This is a genomic window from Actinobaculum suis (assembly GCF_900102025.1).
Taxonomy (GTDB): Bacteria; Actinomycetota; Actinomycetes; order Actinomycetales; family Actinomycetaceae; genus Actinobaculum; species Actinobaculum suis.
Genome location: NZ_FNAU01000004.1, coordinates 130,360 through 152,289 on the forward strand (window position 1 = coordinate 130,360; position 21,930 = coordinate 152,289).

Here is a 21,930-nt window from a genome sequence, read left to right on the forward strand (position 1 = left end):
CTATTCGTGCGGCAAAGAGCCGCATAATCGTGCGATAAATCTGCATCCAGCCTAGCCGGAAGAAAACATTCGTGCTGCGGACAAACATCATGAGAAACACAGATAAGCGGTGAAGCATTTCGCTGCGCGCGGTGTGGCGCGGATGCGGCGGGGTGCGGCGGGACATGCGGCTTGGTGTGGTGCGGCGCGGCGTACGACGCTGTGTGGCGCGGGCGCGGCGGGACATGCGGCTTGGTGTGGTGCGGCGCGGCGTACGACGCTGTGTAGCGTGGGCGTGGCGCGCGGCATATAGAATAAATGCGTGCTGAAAATCAAAGACACCCGCTCGGTATTCCTCGCGGTGAGTGGCGATTTGCGCATACAATGAGGTCTGCGCCCCCGTAGCCCAATCGGCAGAGGCACCCGACTTAAAATCGGCTCAGTGTGGGTTCGAGTCCCACCGGGGGTACCACGAGGAAGCAAAACTGTGGGGCCAGGAAATCTCCCGGCCCCACAGCTGTTATTTGTAATATTCGCCGCAGCCTGTGCGGCTTGCCAGCAGCCCTATGCTGGCAGTCAGCAACTCTGGTTTCTTACCGGCAATCTACACATCAGATTTGCGGTATTTGGCAAAACCGATCGCGCAGGCGCCGATGGTCCAGGCGAGGAACACCAGGAAGCCCGCCCACTGCGGTAGATACTGGTCGGTTGCATCCATGACGATGTGCCGGGTCTCCTCCGGAGTGAGCGCCGCCGGGAAAGCGGCGTGTGGCATGAACTGCACCAGCTGTTCTTGCACAAATTTGACCGGAATGAGCCGCACCAAATCACCCAGCAACATTACGGCAACCGTCAGTACGATCGCCCCGGCTGAAGAACGTAAGGCATAACCCACGCCCATGGCCAGCAACGAACTACAAGCCAGTACCGGCGCATACAGCAAATACACGGAAAGCATGGGGCCGGAGGTGCTAAAGCCTACGCCAAACAAGGCCAAGCAAAGCAGCGTAGCCAGCAGTACCACGATTCCGACGACCAGTGCATAAAGCCAAATCGCTAAACCGCGGCCCAAAAACTCACGAATCCGCGAAGCGTCCGCCAGTGCCGTGATACGCATCGTGCCCACCGAATATTCATTCGTCACGCTCAAAGCCCCGAAAGCCAGGAAGAAGAGCATCGCTAGGCCCATCATGCCCACGAGGGCAACGTAACTAGTGGTGATCTGCAGTTTCGAAGGGGAAAGTATCGCCCCCATCTCGTCGAGCGTCGCAAAGCTAAAGGTAATAATGGCTGCGAACAGTACAGTTACGACGACGCCGCACACCGTGACCCAGCGAATCGAACCGGTATGTGTGATCTTGTACCAGGAAGAAAGGAAACTTCGCCAGAAAGTAACCCGATAGGCCGGATCGGCGAACCGGGAAAGCCGGTGCGATGCGGGCGCCGGTTGTGATGCGGGCGCCGGTTGCGAAGCTGAAGAACTGAATGGTTGCGGCGCAGCTGCCGCGGAAGGCGTATTCATCGGATACCTCCGGTGCCGGGGAACGAATCTGGATGCGGATAATTAGGGCCGGCCGGGCCGCCTTGTGCGGCCGGGTCGGCCGGTGTTGCCGGGCCCGGTTGCCACGGACCGTACGCGCCGGGCTTCACGCCGGCCTGGTAATCTACGGCCTCGCCCGTGATCTCCATGAAGATGTCCTCCAAGGAACGATGCGTGGTGTTTAGCTCGTGCACTTCCACCCCGGCCGAACCAAGAATATGGCCCAATTGTTGGGCATTCCCACCTCGAACTGCCACGCGGCCCGCACCAGAAACATCGCTCGCCACGCGTTCGTAACTGATATCGGCGTCGTGCAAGGTTTTCTCAATCGCGGAAAGTACTGGCCCGCCAATAAACACAATGGTGTTGGCAGCGCTTTCCGTGAAGCTTTCGATAGAACCGGAAGCGATGAGGCGGCCGCGCCCGATAATAATAAGGTCGTCTGCGGTGAGAGCCATTTCGCTCATGAGGTGCGAGGAAACCAGAATTGTGCGGCCTTCACTCGCGAGTTGTTTCATCAGCTGGCGCACCCAGCGCACACCCTCCGGATCTAGCCCGTTAACCGGTTCGTCAAAAAGTAATACTTCCGGATCTCCCAGGAGCGCCGCCGCGATTCCCACGCGTTGGCCCATACCCAAAGAAAAACCGCGCAGCTTTCGCTTGGCCACCGCCGTAAGGCCGGTTAGTGCGAGCACTTCATCCACACGAGCCGCAGGAATACCGTGCGTGATGGCGATCGAACGCAGATGCTGCTGCGCGGTTCTTCCCGGATGGAAAGCCCGTCCGTCCAACAAAGCACCCACGGTGGTGAGCGGGGAAGTAAGTTGCCAATAGGGCACACCCCCGATGGTGGCACGGCCCGAAGTAGGCCGATCCAGGCCTAAGATACAACGCATTGTGGTGGACTTGCCGGATCCGTTCGGCCCTAAAAAGCCCGTTACCCGGCCGGGTGTAAGAGTGAAACTGAGATTATCCACCGCGAGCGTTGGGCCATAACGTTTCGTCAGCGATTCAACCTGAATCATCGCGCTCCTTTCTTGGCGCAGTGTGTGGTAAAGTACGATGCCGCACCTCACGCTCATAGAGTACATAATTACGGGTGACCGAAAAAGTGCGATTCAGCATTCGGTGCTATTCGGCGTTTCATGGGTGTTTCTGGATATGGTGGTCACCCTGAACATCGTCATGCATCTCATCATGCGTCTCACAGTGAAATCCCAGACTTCCTCGTGAAAATGTGTGGGTGTAAATACCGGGGCTGGTGTGCCCGGGGGTGACAATCCCGCGGTGACCTGGCCGAGCTGAGGTAGTAGTCCTCATCCCGGGAGGTATCGATCAAGGAGTTCGAGTGTCTAATCCGGTTATGAGCAATAACCCGTATTTCAAGCCGGGTGCGTCAACGCCTAACCAGACGTATTACGGCGGGGGAACACGCACCGCTCAACAAAATCCCTATGTAGCAGCGGATCAATATCCGTACGCTGAAGCAAAACCACAGGATTCGGCGCAGGCCACGGCCCAAGCTTGGGCTATGCCGGCCACCAGCCGTCCAGTTGCGGAAGCCATGACCTACGACGACGCTATGGTGAAGACCGCCATTCTCCTCGGTGTGGCAATCGTCTCCGGGGTGGCGACGGCGCTCTTCATTCCGCCGAATGTTGTTATCGGCGTAGCCGTGGTGGCTTCCATTGCCGCCTTTGTGGTGGGCATGATTACGGCTTTCCGGCCCATGGTTGGTCCGGCTATGGCAATCGCTTATTCCGCTTTGGAAGGTGTGGCGCTGGGCGGTATTACCGGTCTGATCGATCGGATCTACCCGGGCGTGGCATTCCAAGCGATCTTGGGCACGGCGATTGTTGTGGGAGTGGCCGTGTTCTTGCATATGTCCGGAAGGGTACGCACGTCTTCCAAGGGACGGCGCGTAGTTCTTACCGTGCTCGTTGCCTACATTATTTTTGGTCTGATCAACCTAGTTTTGATGCTCACGGGCCTTACCGGCTCTTTGCGGATGCTTTCCTTTGGCGGATTGAAGCTGGGACTGATCTTGGGCGTGGTAATGATCGCCATCGGCGGTTACATGCTCATTGGGGATCTGGAAACCGCGAAGTATGCGGTAGCTAATCGTGCGCCGAAGCAGTTTGCGTGGACGGTTGGCTTGGGCATCGTAATGACGATCCTGTGGATCTACCTGGAGGTTCTCCGCCTAGCCGCGATTTTTGCTTCAGATGAGAGCTAGCAGTAAGAGAACTAACAGTAATGGTGGCGATAGGAGCCACCAGCGCAAGTAGCGAAGTTTCCACACGGAGCTTCCATGCGGAGCAATGCGAATAGCACAGCCTCCATAGCTAGGCAATACGATAAGGGTGGGTGCGAACCACGAGGAAATCCTCGGTTCGCACCCACCCTTTAGCTTTGTGCATAACTACGCGAGCAAGCACTGTTTGTAACGCGGGCAAGCGCTGGCCAGATTGGCGCGCGCTCGCGCTAGAACTGCTTGCGAATATCGACCACGAAGACGAGCACGTCATCTCCACCAATCCCGGCCTGCGGGATGCCACGGCGGCCATAGCCGAGCGCGGGCGGGATGGCGAGCAGGAGCCGCGATCCTACGTTTTTCCCCACGATGCCCCGGTCCCAGCCGGCAATAACTTGGCCCACGCCAATCCCAAAGGTGGCGGGAGTGCCGCGATCATAAGAAGAATCGAAAAGCTTGCCGCCCCAGATCACACCGTGGTAGTCACATTCGATTTGCGAGCCGGCGCGAACCATCGGGCCGTCTCCTTCCACCAGGGTTTTCACTACCAAACCCTGCGGGGCTTCGCCTTCCGGCCATTCGAAATCTGGTCGGTCTCCGAAACCTCCAGAAACCTGCGGCATTGCGGATTCTGCCATGTTTTGTCCTTTCGTATATAGCGCGCCTAGCAAGAAAACTAGCCGGCCTGTGTTTAACACCCAGCAGGAGACTAGCCGGCGTGCGTATCGCGTGCAGAGCAAACGGCCGGCCTGCAGAGATACTACCGCGCGCGGCCAGCAGCTAGTTACCGGCCGCCAGCGGGCCAGCTCCCGGGAGCGGGCAGGGTAGGCCCGTCCGGGCATGGCAACGGTATCCGTGCGGGACCTTAAAAAGATAGGCCTGGTGTTCTTCTTGAGCCAGATAGAACGGCCCGGCCTCGCTGGCTGACCGCAATTCGGTGGTGATTTCACCTTTGCCCGCGGCGGTGAGCACCTCTTGATACGCGTGCAACATAGAACTAGCCAGGGCGGCTTGCTCCGGCGTCGTCGTAAAAATCGCGGAACGGTACTGGGTTCCCACATCATTGCCCTGTCGGTTCGCGGTGGTCGGATCATGCGACTCGAAGAAAAGCTGCAACAGTTCGGCGAGCGGCAAAGAATCCTCGCTATAAACCACTCGCACGGTTTCCGCATGCCCGGTACGGCCGGTGCATACCTCCGCATAAGTGGGATTGGGCGTAAAACCGCCCATGAACCCCACCGCGGTGCTCACCGCGCCCGCTTTCCAATACAGTTCCTCAGCACTCCAGTAGCAACCCGAGGCCAAATAGATGAGGCCCTGCCCGGGCGCCGGCGCCGTGAGCGGGAGAGTACCCAAAACCGGATGGGGCGCCGGATGCGGGTTCACCGGTTCTGCCCGGCCCGGTAAAGCCTCGGCGGCATTACGGGGCATAGCGGAGAGGGCATCGAGGCTCGGAAAGTCGAACATGTTTAGCCTTCGTAGGGTTGGATTTTCAGGATTTCTACCGTGACCGCACGCCCGCGCCGGTTGCGGAACGTGGCGCTTTGCCCTTCTTTGAGACCCAAAATCGCTTGTCCCAAGGGCGCGGTTTCCGGGTACACCTCAATATCTACCAGGTCGGAAGCTTCCCGCGAACCGAGGAGGAAGGTTTCTTCCACCCCACCAATCTTCGCGGTTACCACACACCCGGAGGCGACGACGTCGCCCGTGGGCGGTTCAGATACTTGGGCGGTATCCAGCAGTTGTTGGAGCTCTTGGATCCGGCCTTCCAGTTTGCCCTGCTCTTCGCGGGCTGCCTGGTAGGCGCCGTTTTCAGACAGATCACCTTCGGCGCGGGCCACTTCGATCTTCTTGGTAATGTCCGCGCGCCGGGTAGTCATCATCTCTTCCAGTTCGGCCTTGAGATGATCGTATGTGGCAGGCGAAAGCCAAGTGCCATTTTGTTGTTCTTGTGCCATATTTTTCCTCTCGCGGCTCGCGCCGCAGTTTTCTGCCGCGGCTGGGGCCGCGGCAACGTCAGATTATATTGTGGGCGGAGCTGGTTACGCGCTTACGTTAGGCACGCCAGAAACGCACGGAATGTGCACGGTTTTGCAACCGGAGGGCGAACTAAGAGAGGGCCGCGGCGGTAGCTCGAAAGTGCAGATTCACGGTGCAGATTCACAGTGTAAGCCTGTGCGGAGTGGCAAGCCTGTGCGAAGTGCGAAAAAGGCGTCCCGGGAAACCCGCTGACGCCACAGAGCTCTTTCATGCGAAAGCCGGCAAACGACCCTCACATATAAAAATTCATGCCCGAACCGCGGGCATGAGCTCCCGTGCATTCTAACAGCGCCAGGAATCTTTAGCCAGGATTTGCAAAAATGTTGAGGTGCGGGAAGGGTAGTTGTTCTAGCAAGGAAAAGCCCTAGGATAGTCAACAGTTCAAATAGGGGAGGGGCATGGCGGAAGAAAAACGGCTCATGTGTGTACATGCACACCCGGATGATGAATCGTCGAAGGGTGCGGCAACGATGGCGAAATACGCGCAAACAGGGCGTGTACGAGTTGTAACCATGACCGGTGGGGAGCGGGGAAGCGTCCTCAATCCGCACTTTGACCGGTCGATTCTTTCCCGGAAAACTATGGCGGAGTTGCGCCGCGAAGAAATGGCGCAGGCCGCCCGAGCATTGGGCATCGAGCAGGTTTTCCTCGGATTCGTGGATTCGGGTTTGCCGGCCGGCTACCCGCACGGGGATGTAGAACTGCCGGAAGGGTGTTTTGCAAATGCTAACGAGCGGGAAGTGCTGCGGGCTTTAGTAGCCCAGATTCGGGCTTTCCGCCCGCACGTGCTTACTACTTATGACGAAAACGGCGGGTACCCGCATCCCGATCACGAACGCACCCATGAGGCTTCGGTGAAAGCAGTGCGCGTAGCGGCCAGCCAAACCTGGCCGGATTTAGGAGAGCCGTGGGCGGTACAAAAGGTTTATTATGACGTCAGTTTTTCCGCGGAACGTATCCGGCGGATCCATAACGCTATGCTCGCGGCCGGTATGGAATCGCCTTTCGCGGAACGGCTTGCCGCGCTATCGCAACGCCAACCTTTGCATGAGCCCACTACGCGGATCAATGTGGCCGCTTACTTCCCGCAGCGCGACGCCGCTTTGCGTGCCCATGCTTCGCAAATCGATCCGGAAGGTTTCTTCTTCGCCGCGCCGCGCGATATCGAAGCCCGCGTGTGGCCCTATGAGGAGTTCTACCTGGCATTTTCTCGGGTGGGGCAGCCAGCCGAAGGAAGCATTGAAACGGATCTATTTGCCAGAATCCCCGGATTAGCCGCCGAATAGGCGCCCCGCCGCCAGCGCCCTAGGTGGCTTCCGGGGTGCCGGGCGCGGGCCAGCCGCGGAAACCGGGCCGCGGTGGGCCGCGTTGAGAACCGGGCGTTGCTTGCCGGCGTCGGAAACCGGGCCGCGGTGGGCCGCGTTGAGAACCGGGCGCTGCTTGCCGGCGTCGGAAACCGGGCCGCACGCCGGCGCGCAGCCCTTACAGGACTACGAAAGCCCTTATAGGATTACGAAGAAGACGGCGATGGTGTGCAAGGTGTAACCGATAACGGTACCCAGGTGGAAGAACTCGTGGAATCCCCAATACCGGGGGCACGGGTTGGGCCAGCGGAAAGCGTAGGCCATAGCGCCAATGGTGTAGGCGATTCCGCCCAATAAAATGAGCCAGATTGTGGCCGTGCTCCCATTGCGCACCATTTCTGGGAAGAACCAGACGGCCACCCAGCCCAGTGCAATGTAAAGCGGTACATACACCCACCGCGGGGCGCTCGGCCAAAAGTGGGAGATGAGGATACCCAGAATTGCGCCAGCCCACACGATTGTCAAACAGAGGCGGGCATGGGCCGGGCTCATAAGCCCGATCGTTAGTGGCGTGTAGGTGCCGGCGATGAGCAAGAAAATATTGGAGTGGTCCATGCGGCGCAGTACGCGATGCACGCGAGGCGACCAATTCCCCAAATGGTATAGGGCTGAATGCCCGAAGAGGATCACGGCGCAGGCCATAAAAATCGCGCAGGCTACTTTTTGGCCTGCTCCATCGGCGAGGCAGATCTGCACAATACCGACGGCAATCGCCGCCGGGGCCATAATCGCGTGTTGCCACCCGCGCAGCTTCGGTTTCGGGAGGTTAGCGAGCTGTTTCTTGCGTTCGCGATATCGGGTGAGCGGTGCGGTGTGTTGCGATGGCCGGGTGTTGGTGTTCATACCTTTCAGTCTAGAGCGCTCCGGCCTCCGGGCGGAAGAAAGGTGGGCATAGTTTCAAATCCAGCTCTTCGCCGTGTGCTTTGGGCGGAAGGCTGCTGCGCACTTGGGCGGGTGGGCCGCCGCGTGTTTCGTGGGTAGCCGCCGCGCACTTGGGCGGGTAAGCCGCCGCGCGGCAAAGTGTGGTGTTGGTGCACACGCCTGGACCGTGGCCCCACCGGGTGGAAACCTGGCCGATAATAGGGGAGTACCGGGCGGTTGGAAAAAGAAGACTGGGTGGCCGGAATGAAAAGACCGGTGGTCGGAAAGAGAAGCGGGAGCTTAGCGTGGGGCTAAAAAATTTTGCATATCGCCTCTATGACTGGAATTTGCGCCGGGAGCTTGCTGGTAAGGAGCTGCCGCGGCACGTGGCGATCATGTTGGATGGCAACCGCCGGTGGGCGAAGCAGATCGGTAAAGGCCCGACCTTTGGGCATGCGCGCGGGGCATCGAAGATCGGGGATTTTCTGGGTTGGTGCGATGCGGTCAATATTGAAGTGGTGACCTTGTGGTTACTTTCCACCGACAATGTGCAACGCGACCCGGCCGAACTGGGCCCTTTGTTGAATATTATTGCGCGCACGGTAGAGGATTTGGCGGCGCAGCATCGCTGGTCTTTACAGATCGTGGGATCGGATAGTTTTATCCCGCAAGATATTGCTCAGCGTCTGCGCCGGGCGGAGGAGGCCAGTGAGAATAGCGGGCGTATGCGCGTGAATATCGCGGTTGGTTATGGTGGGCGGCAAGAGATTGTGGACGCCGTGCGCGCATATTTGCGGGGAGCGGCCCGTGCCGGGCACACGATTGAGCAGGCTGCCGCCGATTTTGAACTGTCCGATATTACGAATCACCTGTACACGGCCGGCCAGCCTGACCCGGATCTTGTTATCCGCACTTCTGGGGAGCAACGTATGAGCGGTTTCCTACTGTGGCAGTCTGTGCACACGGAACTGTATTTTTGCGAAGCCTACTGGCCAGATTTTCGCCGCACCGATTTTTTGCGGGCCTTGCGTGACTACACGGAACGAGATCGGCGCCGCGGTAAATGACGACGCCGTACGCCGCGCTAAGCCGTACATTCGTGTTAAATGTAGGCGTCGGTTACCGATTGGCTTACTTCTTCACGCGTGGGAAATACTCCGCGCGGTTTTTCGGTAGCCAGCTGGGCTGCCGTGGCCGCAAAAACTCCGACCGCATGAATATTCGAAAGAGAAACTTCGTCGAGGCGCTCGCGGACGCTTGCTCCCAGCAAAGACACTCGATCTAAAGCATCAATTAGGGCAGCTGTAAACTCCGCGTTGCCGCGAGTGCGGGAATCTTCCCAGTGAGAATCATCGGACTGCATCACTGTGGTAGGTGCGGGACCTGTGGCAGTGGACGGTGTGGCCACCGCCGTTGCGGTAGCTGCGGTGCCGTTGGCCACGGTGCGGTTGGCCACGGCGCGGTTGGCCATGGTGCGGTTGGCCACGGTGCCGTTGGTCAAGATTCCGTTAGTCGCGGTGTTATTGGTTGTGTTGTTGTTGGAGCGAGTTTTGTTTTGGGTGCGGGGCAGGGGCCGGATGATTACGCCGCCTTGCGCGCGCGAGTAAATAATGCATTCGCCGTTATCAAGGGGGATGGCGACGATTGCCGGGCCGAAGCTGAACCAGTATTGGGCGAGTTTGTTGTACGTACGGGTGGAGGCGGAGATTCCGTACAATTGGCGCAGGTCCGCGGCAGAAACGCACACTACGTCTGCGGCGCGGATGAGTTTTTCGGCTTGCCGGCGCGCTTTGTCGAAGTTTGTGCGTACGCCTTTACTGATTGCGGGTGAGTAGACGATTGTGGCAGATGAGCGGGCTGTGTCTACCCATTCCAGGGCGCGAGTAGCGGTCTCTTCGGTGTGCATTGCAGAGCCGCCGAGCACGAGTACTTGTGGGTCAAAGAGGGAAAGGTCGAGCCGCCGGGCTCCTTCTTTTGGAGCTTCGGGCAAGGTGAGAGCGGGTAGGCCGGATTCGCGCGCTATTTCCGGGGTGAAGCGCGGCGTGGGCGCAGTGCGTTCCCGTTTGGGCCGCAAATACAGTTCCAGCCCGACTGCATCTGCTTGGGCGCGTAGGAGTTTACCGGCCTCGTCATTGCCGAGGTCGGTTACGAAACGCACGCTCCGGCCAAAAGTGGCGAGCCCGAGGGATACCCCGAACATGGCGCCATGTGCTTGGGGCTGCTCGTTAGGAAGGCCGTCCACGTAGACGGCGCCGAGTACAAGACAACTCATTCGAAATCCTCGGGGTGGCGAACTAATGGCTGGGAATCAAATTCCGCCGGGTCATCACTGAACTCGTCGGGATCGAAATCGTCATCTTCGGTATCAGCCGCGTCCGAAGAAGAAAGCGTATCTGGCGCGGTTTGCGCAGCAAGCGTGGCCGAGGCTGTCGCGGTGGCCTGGCTGGCCCGAGCGGCTGCTAATTCTTCCGGGGTGAGTTGGACGGCAGGTACATCGGCGGCGCTAATACCATCCACCGCAGCCTGAATAGCGTTCACCCGCTCGGTACGAGAACCCGTAGTGGCACCAGGGATGGGCGTAACATCAGGATTTGCGGACTGCGCGGCACCGCCCGGCGCAACAGGAGCATTGCCGGGTACAGGAGCGGCCGGCGTAGCAGGCCGGTTCGGCGCGGCAGAACTGCTACTTTGTGCAGGTGTAGCAGAACTGTTCGGCGCAGAAGCATTTCCGGGCACTGCATCGTTTGGCTTTGCGGTTTCGGTTTGTGGGGGCAGGCCTTGTTCGGCGCGGCGAATACGTTCGGTAGCGCCGTCGAGCCACTGCTGGCACCGTTCGGCCAGGGCTTCGCCCACTTCCCACAGGCGTAAGGATTCTTCCAAAGGAATGGATCCTTGTTCGAGCCGGGAAACGATCTCTACTAGTTTGCCGCGTGCTTCTTCGTAGCTCATACGCGAAATATCAGCAGCACTGATTCCGCGCGCGGGCATTTCGGAAGTAGCCACTACGCACCGCCTTTCACATTCAGGTTGAGGCGGCCGTGGGCAAGGACCGCCGAAAGCATATCGCCCGTACTCACCTGTTCAGTGGACTTCACAACCTCTCCTGAATCGCGCAAGAGAATTGCGTATCCCCGATCGAGTGTAGCCCGCGGAGAAAGCGCGCGCAGTTGAACTAGCAGATTAGAGACGTCGCTCGCGCCAGCAGCCAGATAGCGCTTGGTGTGAGAACGCAACCAATCTCGCAAACCCGTAAGGTCAGTTTGCCGCATTTCCACCATGGTTTGCGGGCGGGCCAGTACCGGCCGGCCGCGCACCGCGTCAAGTTCTTGTTGGGCTCGGGAAAGCCGGTGCTGTACAGCGCGGCGGATCCGCGCCCGTGCCTCCGTAATTCCTGCTTGTTCTTCCCGCACATCCGGCACGATATGTTTGGCCGCATCGGTGGGGGTAGAAGCCCGGAAGTCGGCCGCTAAATCAGAGAGCGGGTTATCTCCTTCATGCCCGATTGCGGAAACGGTAGGGGTGTGCGTGGCCGCGATTTCGCGGACTAGGCGTTCATCGGAAAACGGTAGTAGGTCTTCTACCGAACCGCCCCCGCGGGCCAACACGATTACTTCCACTTGGGGTAGTGCATCTAGTTCGCGCAAGGCTGGGATCATGGCTTCTACCGCACCTTGGCCTTGCACCTGCACTTCCCGCACTTCGAAAGTCACGCCCGGCCACCGAATCGAAGCGTTGACCATCACGTCTTCTTTAGCTTTGGTATTGCGGCCCACAATCAGGCCGATAGCGCGCGGGAGGAAGGGGAGTGGTTTTTTGCGACGCGAATCGAAAAGTCCTTCCGCTGCTAAACGGTTTTTGAGTGCTTCAATGCGGGCGAGAATATCCCCCACCCCTACGGGACGGATTTCTTTAGCCCACAGGGCCAAAGAACCATTGACGGCGTAATAGTCCGGTTTTGCCCACACTACTACGCGCGATCCTGGCTGTACCCCGAGGGGAAGTAGATGGGTCATAATTTTGACCGTCATCGAATAGTTTTCTTCCAGATCGCGCAAAGTGAGGAATTGTACGCGGGCACCGGGGCGCCTTTGCAAGGTGATAACTTCGCCTTCTACCCACAACCCGGACATAGCGGCCACGTATTCGCGGATTTTGACCGCCAAGAGCCGCACTGGCCAAGGGTGTTCCGGGCTGGTCTGAGCCGCGCGTTGCGGTAAATGTGCCGGAACCGGGATTTTCGACGCCATTAACCTTCCTTCCGTACTGCTTCAGCATTCTAGCAACCGGCTTTTTACATGCACAGGACGAGTATCCGGGTCTGCACCTCTAGTCAACTATTCCCGAGCCGCTACCAGTCCTTTTCGTCGTCATTATTGTGCTCAAAATGTGCCCGTAGTTCCGGGTTTGTGATGCGGCGGACTTGGGCGGCGTCGTCATTTATTGGAGAAGGTTGGGGAAGATCCGGATCTAGAGAAGCGAAGCGGCGGGCAGTTACCAGCACGCGCGATTCCAAAGAACCAATTGCCGAATTATAGGAATCCACCGAACGGCCCAAAGCGTTACCTAAACGATTTAGATGCTGTACCACGGTGGAAAGCCGGGTGGTTAGCTCCCGGCCGAGCGCGGCAATACTCTGCGCTTCTTCGGTTACCTGCGCCGAAGCCCAAACGGCTGCCACCGCCCGCAAAAGCGCGAGCAAAGAAGAAGGAGAAACCGGTGCCACCCCGCCCGCGTAAGCATCTTCCAAAAGTGTGGGATCACGTTGCACGGCTTCTGCCAGCAAAGATTCTGCGGGCAAAAACATTACGGTCAATTGGGGAGAGGAAGGGTATTGGGCGTGATAGCAGCGTTTGCTCAAAGCTCGCACATGGGAACGCACCGCCCGGGCATGGTCTTGCAAAAGTTCTTCCTGGCGGGCCGCTTCCTCCTGGGTTACCGGGTCAATCGCCTGGGCGCGCAAAAGGGAACTGAGCGGAACTTTGGCGTCTACCGCAATATGGGCACCACCGGGCAGATGGATCACCATATCGGGGCGTTGCAAAGTATCCGCCCCGGAAGACGAATTATGGAGCGTTACCTGTTCCTCAAAATGCACGTGTGGCAACATGCCAGCCGCTTCTACAATGCGCCGCAGTTCCGCCTCACCCCACATGCCGCGCGCCGAAGTAGAGCTCAACGCCGCCCGCAAAGATGAAGTTTCCCGCGCTAAATCATTTTGGGTGCGGGCCGCCTGCACCAATTGTTGGGAGAGTTTCGCCTGCTGCGCAGACTGATTAGTTTCCAGATTGCGCACCACCTTATCCATGCGTTCCAGCTGTTCGGCGATCGGGGTGAGGGTACGTAACAGGGTGGAATCAGTTTGGGCGCGCTCAATGAGCCCATTGTTTTCCTGTTCGAGCCGTTCCGCGCGCGCCTCGGCGGCCGCCTGCATCGCCTGCACCTGCGCGAGCTCCTGGCGCGCCTGTTCCACCGCCTGGTACTCCCCGGCCGGTTTGGAGAGCCGCCCGAGCACAATCCCCAAACCTAAACCGATAGCCAAGGCCACCAAAAGCGCGACCAATACCTGTGCTGAAATCTCCATGTGCCTATTCCAGCACGCCCCTCCGACACAATTAGTTCGCGCGCGGAAAATCCCTAGCTCGCGCGCGGAAAACCCTGCACTTCGCGCGCGGAAAACCCCTAGTTAGCACCCGAGTTAGGGCGCGGAAACCCTAGTTCGCGCGCGGAAAATCGTCGAGAGCGCGGGCAGCCTTTTCCCGCCCGTACGCAATCATTTCTTTCCCCATATGAAAATCGAGAGTATCCACAATGTCCGCCGGGATTTCAATTCGCACCGAGACGGGCATCGCCGCCGCCCGGTAGCGCCCAATCGCATTTTGCATCGCCGCGATCGCGAGCTCACCCACCTGGAATAAACTCATGCCTTTCGGCAAATCCGGCAAAATCTCCTCCGGCGCTTCCACGTGGCTTTCAATTGCCCGATTGTGCCCAAAAGTTGGCGCGTCAATATCCAGTTCCCGGGCCGCCGCGCTCGCGGTACTTTCGGTTTCCGGAGTGGGGTGCGCTTGCGGGTCCCTATGGTGTATCGCCTCGGAAATCGCCGCCCGGGTAGCCGCCGTGAATCCTTTACTGTGCTGGGCCATATTTTCCCGCAGACCTTCGAGGGCCGCGCCGGCGCGATGGAAAATGTGCGAATCTGCCACGGCTCGCAAGGGCGCGGTAAGGCCGGAAGCAGCGTTGCTGGAAGTACCGTTGCCGGAAGTATCGTTGCCGGAAGTATCGGCGCCGGAAGTTGCTGCGGCGTCGTCATTATCGTCCCTGGAAACCTTCGCTTCCAGGTACTGTTCGTGCGGATCGTGCAGTACCGGGCCGCGCAAATTAACCGCTACCACCGCATCAAAATCCGTGGGCAAAACCGGTTCCACGGGAAGTGGGTTGAGAACGCCGCCGTCTACGAGAATGCGGTCTCCCACACGCACCGGCCAAAAAATGCCGGGCAGGGAGAAAGAAGCGCGGATAGCCGGCTGGAGCGGACCTTTTTGGAACCAGACCTCGCGCCCGGTGAGTAGGTCTACGCATACCACGGTGAAGGGTGCGCGTAAGTCTTCGATGCGCGGGTTACCAACGACGCCGGCGATCGCGGCCGTGATTTTTTCGCCGCGCAAGAGCCCGGGCCCGCCCAGTGACCAGTCGTAATATTTACGCACTTCGCGTTTGGTCAGACCGGTGATCCATTCTTTGAGTTCGGGAAGTTTTCTTGCCGCCCAGGCCCCGCCGACGACGGCGCCGATGGAAGAGCCACTTACCGCCACGATTTCATGCCCGCGCGCTTCGAGCTCCTCAATCACCCCGATATGAGCCCAGCCGCGAGCTCCACCCGAACCTAAAACCAAAGCTACTTTCATAATTCAGCACCTAACTCGTCCAAGTGATCCGTGTTTTACCAGCTGGTTCGCGTCTACTTGTGGCTTCCCTCAAAACTATAGCGAGCACGGGGCCGGGCGGGAACAGCTAGGATGGGCCTGTGGCTTTGACAATTGGTATTGCTGGACTGCCCAATGTGGGCAAATCGACTCTATTTAATGCTTTGACGCGGGCGGGCGTGCTCGCCGCGAACTATCCCTTCGCCACCATTGAACCGAATATTGGTGTGGTGCCGCTCCCCGATAACCGCCTGCAAGTGCTGGCGGATATGTTCGGGGCTAAGAAGATCATTCCCGCCACGGTTTCTTTCGTGGATATTGCGGGGATTGTGCGCGGAGCCTCGGAAGGGGAGGGCCTGGGCAACCAGTTCTTGGCTAATATTCGGGAAGCTGATGCGATTTGTTTGGTGACCCGCGTGTTCGCAGACCCAGACGTCACGCACGTGGAAGGCCGCGTGGATCCCAAGGACGATATTGAGATCATTACCACGGAGCTGATTCTCGCGGACTTGCAGACCCTGGAGCGCACTATTCCCCGGTTGCGGAAAGAAGTGACGGGGAAGAAGACGCCGCCGGAAACCCTGGCCGCAGCAGAAAAAGCCGAAGATTTGTTGCAGCGCGGTGAACTGCTTTCTAATCATGCTGCTGAATTTGATCCGGATGTGCTCAAGAGTTTCCAGCTCATGACGTCCAAGAAATTCATTTACGTGTTCAATGCGGATGATGCCAGTTTGGCTGATACCGAGTTGCGGGCAGAATTGGAAGAGTTTGTGGCACCCGCGCAAGCAATTTTCTTGGATGCTGAATTCGAATCCGAACTTATTGAGCTGGACGACGCCGAAGCAAAGGAAATGTTGGAAGCTACCGGGCAAACAGAATCAGGCTTGGACCAACTCGCCCGCGTGGGCTTTGACACGCTCGGCCTGCAAACGTTCCTCACCGTCGGGGAGAAAGAAGCCCGGGCGTGGACGATTCACAAGGGTGATACGGCTCCGCAAGCCGCCGGGGTAATCCACTCCGATTTCGAGAAGGGGTTCATTAAGGCCGATGTGATCAGCTTCGATGAGCTCGTGGCTGAAGGTTCGATCGCGCAGGCACGAGAACACGGCAAGCTTCGCCAAGAAGGCAAGGAGTACGTGATGCAAGACGGCGACGTCGTCGAATTCCGTACCGGTATTGCGGCGGGAAGCAAGCGCTAAAAACCGCGGGCAAGGTGGAAGAAGAAGCGCAAAACAAAACCTGCGGCCGCGCGGCCGGACCATTGGAAAGGCGCGCGGCCGTGCCGCTAAAACGCGGCGGGGCCATAGGAAAGTAGCGCGGCGGTACCGCTAAAGCAGTGCGGCGGTATTTCAGAAAGCCGCACGGTGAGACCGTGGAAATACGTCTGGGGTCGTAGTACTCGGGAATGAGAAAAACAGGCGCGGCGGGCCAGCGGGGCCAGATAAAGTAACGCCCGGTAGAAATGCCGGGCGGGATGGAAGCTCGGTAGAGGGAGTTCCTCGTCTACCCTCACCACTCATCTCAAAAATTTGCCCGCGGGAACACCAAGCCCGGGCGCGTGCCGCACGAGTGGTGGGGATAGTGCGGCTCGACCACAAGGAGATCCCTTCGTGACACACACATCGATCCCCTCCCGCGCGCATACATCGCGCGCGCGTACTTCCCGCATCCGTACCTTCCCCGGGCGTCACTTTCGGTTGGCAATGGGTGCGGCGCTGGCATTAGCTTGCGCTTTGGCCGGATGTAATGCTCCCGGTAAAACGCCGGACACAAGCGCGGCGGGTGCCAGTCAGAGTAGTGCAGCGCCTGCCGCGGCCGGGCAGCACCCGGCGAACAATAGCGGGACTGGCAGTAATACAAGCGCTCGGAGCCGGGTGGCGAGTACCGAGCTTTCTGCTTCCTGGCAGGAAAAGAATTTCGCGGATTTTTATACGCAAGATATTTCTTGGCGGCCGTGCACGGAAGCAGACGGCCTGAGTGAAGAACTTGCCGCACTGGCAACGCAAAGCGGCACAGACGTCAGCACATTCCAGTGCGGCACCGTGAAGGCGCCGTTGAACTGGGCCGATCCTGGCGATACACGAACGGTTGAGCTAGCCGTCTCGAAGATTCCTACCCGCGGTGGACAGGAAAAGCCCAAGGTAATGTTCACCAACCCGGGTGGGCCAGGGATTGGCGGCGTGCAGCATTCCATGGTGATGGCTACCTCACCGGCCTTTGCGTCCGTGTTGGAAGACTATGAACTGTGGGGATTTGATCCGCGCGGGATCGGTAATTCGACGGCCGTGCGATGCGAAAGTGATTCGAAGCTGGCAGCTGTGCAATTAGCTGAATGCGCCGAATCGAGCCCGCTGGCACATTTCATGGGGACTTCCTATGTGGCTCGCGATCTGGAAATGTTACGCGCGATTAGCGGCGCACCAGAACTAAACTATTTGGGCTATTCCTATGGGACCGTGCTGGGAGCCACCTACGCTACTTTGTTCCCCGAAAAAGCTGGGCGCATGGTTTTGGATTCGGCGCAAGCCTCCGCCTGGGCTGGTTTGCGGGCACTGTACGATCAAAAATTGGCCGTGGCGAGCGCGGTGGGCAAACTTGCAGATTCTTGTGGGCAACTAACCACCTTGGAAGGGGAAGCAGTGACTTGCCCCTTTACTTCCGAGCGGGAAATGTTGGACTTCAAGAAATCTTTGGAGGCGACCCCGCTCGTGGCCAGCGATGGAACTGCCATGCACGGTGCGGAACTACAGTCATACCTGACCAGCGCCCTGTATGGAGATCGCGCCAGCGCTTTAGACCTATTGGGCAAGGCCCGGCAAGGCGATGTGGCGGCTCGCGATGAAGTGGTTGCCAAGGCGGCCGAGCCCGGATCAGAAATCGATACCGCGGGGCAACTGGTGGTGTGCCCTTCGGCGGAAAAGACGCCGGATGTAGCCGGTTTGCTGGCTTATATGGAAGAGAACGAGATTCCCGAGTTCTACGGTGGCAAGCCGGCGCGCGATAAGATCCTGGGCGAACTGACGGAATTCGAATGTGCGGTACTACCCGAAACCGGCACGGATATTACCGATACTTTCGACGCTTCCCAGGTTTCGAATCCCGTGCTGGTGATCGGTATTACCGGGGACCATGCCACCCCGTATAAATACGCGGAAGAATTACGTACCCAATTAGGCCAGGCCCGCTTGCTTACGGTGGCGGGTAGCGGGCATGGGGCCAGCTATTCCGATCTTTCGACGTGCGCGGATACTGTTGCTACGAATTATTTGCGCCGCGGTGAACTGCCAGCCGAAGGAACTGTGTGCCCGGCCGATCAGCCGAGCAGCGCGCAAGGATAGCGTTGAATCGCGTAAGCATAGTACTGAATAAGGTGCAGATAATATTATCTATGTATTAAGAATATTCGCTCCGGCAGTGCAGCCTTGCTTGCAAGATCGCACCCTCGGATAGGAAACAGGAACGGGAGTTTCGAACGGTCTGTGCCGGGACTGTTCGAAACTCCCGTTCCTGTTTTACGGGTTGCGGTTCCGGTTTTAGGGATTTCCGTTCTGGTTATACGGACTGCGGCTGCGGGCGGCGGCAGATTTGCTGGGGCAGCGGCAAATTTGCTGGGGGCAGCGGCAAATTTTATGCAATAACCTGTGCGGAGCTTGGGACCAGTGTGGAACACTGCGGGACCGAAGGCGGATAGAGTGGGATAGCTGGCCGCATCGAAGGCGGATAGAGTGGGATAGCTGGCCGCATCGAAGGCCTTTAGGCGCGGTGCCTGCAGGGCCTTCGCGTGCTCCCGGCAAGCTATACCTATCCAAAGGAGCACCAAGAATTGCAAGATGTTTCGCTACTCTCGGCCCAGGAGGTAACCTCCCAGTTCGCTGTAGATCCGGGCACGGGACTGAGTACTACGGAAGCTCAGGCTCGCCTCACCCGCTACGGAAACAATGAATTGGTGGGAAAAGAACCCGAACCGGCCTGGAAGCGTTTTGTAAGGCAACTCAAAGATCCGCTGATTTATTTACTATTCGGCGCGATCGTAATTTCCCTTCTGGCCTGGGGGCTGGAAGGCGCCAGCGGCCTACCGATCGACGCCCTGGTAATAGCGGTGATTATTATCGCCAACGCAGTTATCGGCTTTGTGGAAGAAAATAAGGCGGAAGATGCCGTGGCCGCGCTGGCCACGATGGCAGCCGCCCGGGCCACAGTTCTCCGCGACGGCAAACTACAAGAAATCTCTGCTTCGCAAATCGTGCCGGGGGATATTCTTTCTCTTTCCGAAGGCACCGCGGTGGGAGCAGATGGCCGCTTGCTGAGCGCCACCGCCTTGCATATCCAGGAGGCCTCCCTCACCGGGGAATCTATGGCCGTGCAGAAAAATCCCCAAACCTTGGAAGAAGAAGCCGGTATTGGTGACCGTCTCAATATGGTTTACAAGGGGACTGCGGTTACTTCCGGCGTGGGCCGGGCCGTAGTAACGGCCACCGGGATGGATACCGAAGTGGGAAGAATCGCCACGCTTTTGGACGAAACCGAAAGCGCTCCCACCCCGCTCGAAAAAGAAATCGCCCGGATTTCGAAAACTTTGGGCCTGCTCGTGATTGTTATTGCGCTCGCGGTGATGGCCGCGCTGTGGATTATCAACGGCGTGAGCTCTTTACACGAAGCGGTTGATATTTTGCTGCTCGGAGTTTCTTTGGCAGTGGCGGCCGTACCGGAAGGGTTGCCGGCCATTTTGTCTTTGGTGTTGGCAATTGGCGTGCAAGCCATGGCCCGCCGCAAAGCCATTATGAAGGACTTGCATTCGGTAGAAACTCTGGGCTCTACCTCGGTGATTTGCTCCGATAAAACCGGCACGCTCACGCGCAATGAGATGACGATCCGGAAGATCGTTACCGCTTCTGGCACGGTGGAACTTACCGGTACCGGTTATGAACCGGTAGGGGAAGCAAAAATTACGCAAGGGGATCCGCTCCCTACCCAGCAGGAAGCAAAACAGGTGATTATTGGCGGAATGGCTGCCAATAATGCCCAGCTCACCGAAAATGAACTGGGGGATTGGGAGATCTTGGGAGACCCCACCGAAGCTGCTTTCCTGGTAGCCGGCCCCAAATTGGGACTGAACCGGGAAATAGAGCCCGCCGCGGTGGAACGGATTGCGGAAGTACCCTTCAATTCGGCCCGCAAACTTATGTCTGTGCTTGTAAAAATCGACGAATCGCTACACGTTCCCGGAGCAATCCAAAAGCCAGATGAAGAGCCTACGAGCACGCCGGGCCCGCGCTACGTGTTGTATGCCAAGGGTGCGCCCGATGTTTTGCTGACGCATTGCACCGCCGAATATGTGGGTGGGGAAACGCAGAGCCGCCCGCTCACGCCCGCGGCGTCGAAAAAGATTTTGACCCGCGTGGAAGCGCTTTCCGCCCGCGGCTATCGCACCTTAGGGGTGGCTTTGCGGCCCGCGCAGGCAGCGGAAGCGGAAGACTTTGGGGAGGTTTCGGAAACGGAACTGACCTATATAGGCACGGTGGCAATTATTGATCCGCCGCGGCCGGAAGCTAAAGAAGCGATTCGGCAGGCACACGGGGCAGGAATCCGCACCGTGATGATTACCGGGGATCACCCCGTTACCGCGCAAACCATTGCCGAAGAACTCGGGATGAGCATGCCGCGCGAAGAAGCCGAGAAGGTACCGGCGGTGCTTACCGGCCAGCAGATTAGCCGGATGAGCCAGGAAGAACTGGACCGGGAAGTGCTCCGCACTGATGTGTATGCGCGGGTGGCGCCGGAACATAAATTGCAGATCGTGGAGTCTTTGCAAAAGCAGGGGCAGATTGTGGCGATGACGGGCGACGGCGTGAATGATGCGCCGGCCCTAAAAACTGCCGATATTGGGATCGCCATGGGAATCACCGGTACGGAAGTTACCAAAGAAGCGGCGAAAATGATCCTCGCGGACGATAACTACGCCACGATTGTGGCGGCCGTGCGCCAAGGCCGCAATATTTTTGACAATATTCGCAAATTCATGCGCTACTTGCTCAGCTCGAATATGGGCGAAGTATTCACCGTCTTCTTGGGGGTGGTGTGCGGCGGGCTGATCGGCCTCCACGATCCGCAAAACCCGGCCGCCACCGTAGTACCGCTCCTCGCCACCCAGATTTTGTGGATCAATTTGGTTACAGATTCCGGGCCGGCACTTGCTATGGGGGTAGATCCCGAGGTCGACGACGTTATGAAACGCAAGCCGCGCCCGCTCGGGGCGCCGGTGATTGATCGGGCCATGTGGGAACAGATTATTCTGATCGGCCTGGTAATGGGCCTGACTTCGCTGGCCGTCTACGACCTGTGCCTCCCCGAAGGATTTATTGGAGGCTTCGAACACTTAGCAGCCCCGGGCGAAGAATTCGCGGCGGCCCGCACTACCGTATTTACCGCCCTGGTGTTCATGCAGTTGACGAATGCGCTCAATTCGCGTTCTGCCACTATCACTGCTTTCAAACACATGTTCTCTAACCACTGGCTGTGGGGAGCGATCGTGCTGGCCATCGTTTTGCAAATTGCCGTGGTGGAATGGGCTCCCTTACAGAGCGCCTTCGGCACGGTTTCCTTAGCTCCGCAACATTGGGGCTTAGCCATTGGAGCGGGCCTTGTGGTACTGGCCGTGGAAGAGCTTTGCAAATTCGGCCGCCGTGTCTACGCTCGGCGCCAAGCCAAATAGCGGGCAGCGCCGCGATTCTGGCACGCTGCCGCAGCCGCGAGCCCGCGGCAAGCGTACAGCGCCCCGAATCGCCCGGCACAGGGACGCAAATAGGCCGGTTTCAAGGCGCTGCGTTAAACCTCGCATTCAAAATGCGTAAACGGGCCTAGATGCAAAAGCGGGCCGCGGGGTGGGAGACAATTAGCCTCCCACCCCGCGGCCCGCTAGATTCAGCCAGCTCCGGCTGCCCGCCAGTTTTACTTGTCCGCGAGCAAATC

17 protein-coding genes and 1 tRNA gene are annotated in these 21,930 nt (G+C 58.6%); 7 read left to right on the forward strand and 11 right to left on the reverse strand.

The genetic code is table 11. The features are described 5' to 3' along the window. Positions 1-374: 374 nt before the first annotated feature. Positions 375-451 (forward strand) — tRNA-Leu (locus tag BLT47_RS03545). 132 nt (positions 452-583) lie between these two features. Here BLT47_RS03545 and BLT47_RS03550 read toward each other — a convergent pair. After that, entirely contained in the window at positions 584-1,501 is a 918-nt protein-coding gene (locus BLT47_RS03550) for an ABC transporter permease (RefSeq protein WP_074661665.1), read from the reverse strand. Next, positions 1,498-2,544 (reverse strand): ABC transporter ATP-binding protein, encoded by a 1,047-nt coding sequence (locus tag BLT47_RS03555; RefSeq protein WP_049618977.1) that lies wholly within the window; start codon positions 2,542-2,544, stop codon positions 1,498-1,500. Before BLT47_RS03555 ends, BLT47_RS03550 begins: the two co-directional genes overlap by 4 nt. A 323-nt stretch (positions 2,545-2,867) precedes the next feature. Between BLT47_RS03555 and BLT47_RS03560 the strand changes: the two genes are divergently transcribed. Continuing rightward, positions 2,868-3,755 carry a Bax inhibitor-1/YccA family protein gene (locus BLT47_RS03560; RefSeq protein ID WP_049618976.1) on the forward strand — a complete coding sequence of 296 codons (888 nt, stop codon included), beginning with the start codon at positions 2,868-2,870 and terminating at the stop codon, positions 3,753-3,755. Between the two features lie 248 nt (positions 3,756-4,003). Here the strand turns inward: BLT47_RS03560 and BLT47_RS03565 are convergent, their stop codons facing one another. The 3 genes from BLT47_RS03565 to BLT47_RS03575 all read right to left on the reverse strand — a co-directional run bounded on the left by BLT47_RS03565 (position 4,004) and on the right by BLT47_RS03575 (position 5,731). After that, positions 4,004-4,411, reverse strand: a complete 408-nt coding sequence (locus BLT47_RS03565; protein WP_065415552.1) for an FKBP-type peptidyl-prolyl cis-trans isomerase — start codon at positions 4,409-4,411, stop codon at positions 4,004-4,006. Between the two features lie 142 nt (positions 4,412-4,553). Beyond that, a complete protein-coding gene (gene msrA, locus BLT47_RS03570) occupies positions 4,554-5,240 on the reverse strand; it encodes a peptide-methionine (S)-S-oxide reductase MsrA (protein ID WP_074661668.1) in 687 nt (228 codons plus the stop codon). Between the two features lie 2 nt (positions 5,241-5,242). Continuing rightward, a complete protein-coding gene (locus BLT47_RS03575; protein WP_065415550.1) occupies positions 5,243-5,731 on the reverse strand; it encodes a GreA/GreB family elongation factor in 489 nt (162 codons plus the stop codon). Positions 5,732-6,211: 480 nt separating this feature from the next. Here BLT47_RS03575 and mca point away from each other — a divergent pair, with 480 nt between their 5' ends. Next, complete coding sequence (gene mca, locus BLT47_RS03580; RefSeq protein ID WP_049618973.1) at positions 6,212-7,099, forward strand: mycothiol conjugate amidase Mca; 888 nt, start codon at positions 6,212-6,214, stop codon at positions 7,097-7,099. Between the two features lie 216 nt (positions 7,100-7,315). On the opposite strand, the gene trhA is transcribed toward mca, so the two are convergent. Then, a complete protein-coding gene (gene trhA / locus BLT47_RS03585) occupies positions 7,316-8,020 on the reverse strand; it encodes a PAQR family membrane homeostasis protein TrhA (protein WP_049618972.1) in 705 nt (234 codons plus the stop codon). Positions 8,021-8,343: 323 nt separating this feature from the next. Between trhA and uppS the strand changes: the two genes are divergently transcribed. Continuing rightward, positions 8,344-9,105 carry a polyprenyl diphosphate synthase gene (gene uppS / locus BLT47_RS03595; protein WP_065415548.1) on the forward strand — a complete coding sequence of 254 codons (762 nt, stop codon included), beginning with the start codon at positions 8,344-8,346 and terminating at the stop codon, positions 9,103-9,105. A gap of 35 nt (positions 9,106-9,140) precedes the next feature. Here the strand turns inward: uppS and BLT47_RS03600 are convergent, their stop codons facing one another. From BLT47_RS03600 to BLT47_RS03620, 5 genes are all read right to left on the reverse strand, one after another. Continuing rightward, the gene (locus BLT47_RS03600; RefSeq protein WP_074661676.1) at positions 9,141-10,310 is read right to left on the reverse strand and encodes a carbohydrate kinase family protein; all 1,170 of its coding nucleotides are present in this window, start codon (positions 10,308-10,310) and stop codon (positions 9,141-9,143) included. Then, a complete protein-coding gene (locus tag BLT47_RS03605; protein WP_074661681.1) occupies positions 10,307-11,041 on the reverse strand; it encodes an exodeoxyribonuclease VII small subunit in 735 nt (244 codons plus the stop codon). Before BLT47_RS03605 ends, BLT47_RS03600 begins: the two co-directional genes overlap by 4 nt. After that, positions 11,041-12,285, reverse strand: coding sequence for an exodeoxyribonuclease VII large subunit (gene xseA / locus BLT47_RS03610; RefSeq protein WP_049618969.1), 1,245 nt, complete (start codon positions 12,283-12,285; stop codon positions 11,041-11,043). The genes BLT47_RS03605 and xseA overlap by 1 nt, the downstream gene beginning before the upstream one ends. A gap of 101 nt (positions 12,286-12,386) precedes the next feature. Then, positions 12,387-13,619 carry a DNA recombination protein RmuC gene (locus BLT47_RS03615; RefSeq protein ID WP_083330034.1) on the reverse strand — a complete coding sequence of 411 codons (1,233 nt, stop codon included), beginning with the start codon at positions 13,617-13,619 and terminating at the stop codon, positions 12,387-12,389. A gap of 130 nt (positions 13,620-13,749) precedes the next feature. Beyond that, on the reverse strand, positions 13,750-14,943 hold the full coding sequence (locus BLT47_RS03620) for a patatin-like phospholipase family protein (RefSeq protein WP_074661686.1): 1,194 nt from the start codon (positions 14,941-14,943) through the stop codon (positions 13,750-13,752). 119 nt (positions 14,944-15,062) lie between these two features. Between BLT47_RS03620 and ychF the strand changes: the two genes are divergently transcribed. The 3 genes from ychF to BLT47_RS03635 all read left to right on the forward strand — a co-directional run bounded on the left by ychF (position 15,063) and on the right by BLT47_RS03635 (position 21,673). After that, positions 15,063-16,160 carry a redox-regulated ATPase YchF gene (gene ychF / locus BLT47_RS03625; protein WP_065415543.1) on the forward strand — a complete coding sequence of 366 codons (1,098 nt, stop codon included), beginning with the start codon at positions 15,063-15,065 and terminating at the stop codon, positions 16,158-16,160. A 675-nt stretch (positions 16,161-16,835) separates the two neighbouring features. Then, positions 16,836-18,299, forward strand: a complete 1,464-nt coding sequence (locus BLT47_RS03630) for an alpha/beta hydrolase (RefSeq protein WP_074661690.1) — start codon at positions 16,836-16,838, stop codon at positions 18,297-18,299. Between the two features lie 485 nt (positions 18,300-18,784). Continuing rightward, positions 18,785-21,673 (forward strand): cation-translocating P-type ATPase, encoded by a 2,889-nt coding sequence (locus BLT47_RS03635; protein ID WP_074661754.1) that lies wholly within the window; start codon positions 18,785-18,787, stop codon positions 21,671-21,673. Positions 21,674-21,930 lie beyond the last annotated feature (257 nt).

Excerpts from the sequence above, each read along its gene's own strand:
- msrA (WP_074661668.1), bottom strand. The coding sequence starts at position 5,240 with ATGTTCGACTTTCCGAGCCTCGATGCCCTCTCCGCTATGCCCCGTAAT.
- BLT47_RS03565 (WP_065415552.1), bottom strand. The coding sequence starts at position 4,411 with ATGGCAGAATCCGCAATGCCGCAGGTTTCTGGAGGTTTCGGAGACCGA.
- BLT47_RS03620 (WP_074661686.1), bottom strand. The coding sequence starts at position 14,943 with ATGAAAGTAGCTTTGGTTTTAGGTTCGGGTGGAGCTCGCGGCTGGGCT.
- BLT47_RS03575 (WP_065415550.1), bottom strand. The coding sequence starts at position 5,731 with ATGGCACAAGAACAACAAAATGGCACTTGGCTTTCGCCTGCCACATAC.
- mca (WP_049618973.1), top strand. The coding sequence starts at position 6,212 with ATGGCGGAAGAAAAACGGCTCATGTGTGTACATGCACACCCGGATGAT.
- BLT47_RS03550 (WP_074661665.1), bottom strand. The coding sequence starts at position 1,501 with ATGAATACGCCTTCCGCGGCAGCTGCGCCGCAACCATTCAGTTCTTCA.
- trhA (WP_049618972.1), bottom strand. The coding sequence starts at position 8,020 with ATGAACACCAACACCCGGCCATCGCAACACACCGCACCGCTCACCCGA.
- BLT47_RS03555 (WP_049618977.1), bottom strand. The coding sequence starts at position 2,544 with ATGATTCAGGTTGAATCGCTGACGAAACGTTATGGCCCAACGCTCGCG.
- xseA (WP_049618969.1), bottom strand. The coding sequence starts at position 12,285 with ATGGCGTCGAAAATCCCGGTTCCGGCACATTTACCGCAACGCGCGGCT.
- BLT47_RS03600 (WP_074661676.1), bottom strand. The coding sequence starts at position 10,310 with ATGAGTTGTCTTGTACTCGGCGCCGTCTACGTGGACGGCCTTCCTAAC.
- BLT47_RS03615 (WP_083330034.1), bottom strand. The coding sequence starts at position 13,619 with ATGGAGATTTCAGCACAGGTATTGGTCGCGCTTTTGGTGGCCTTGGCT.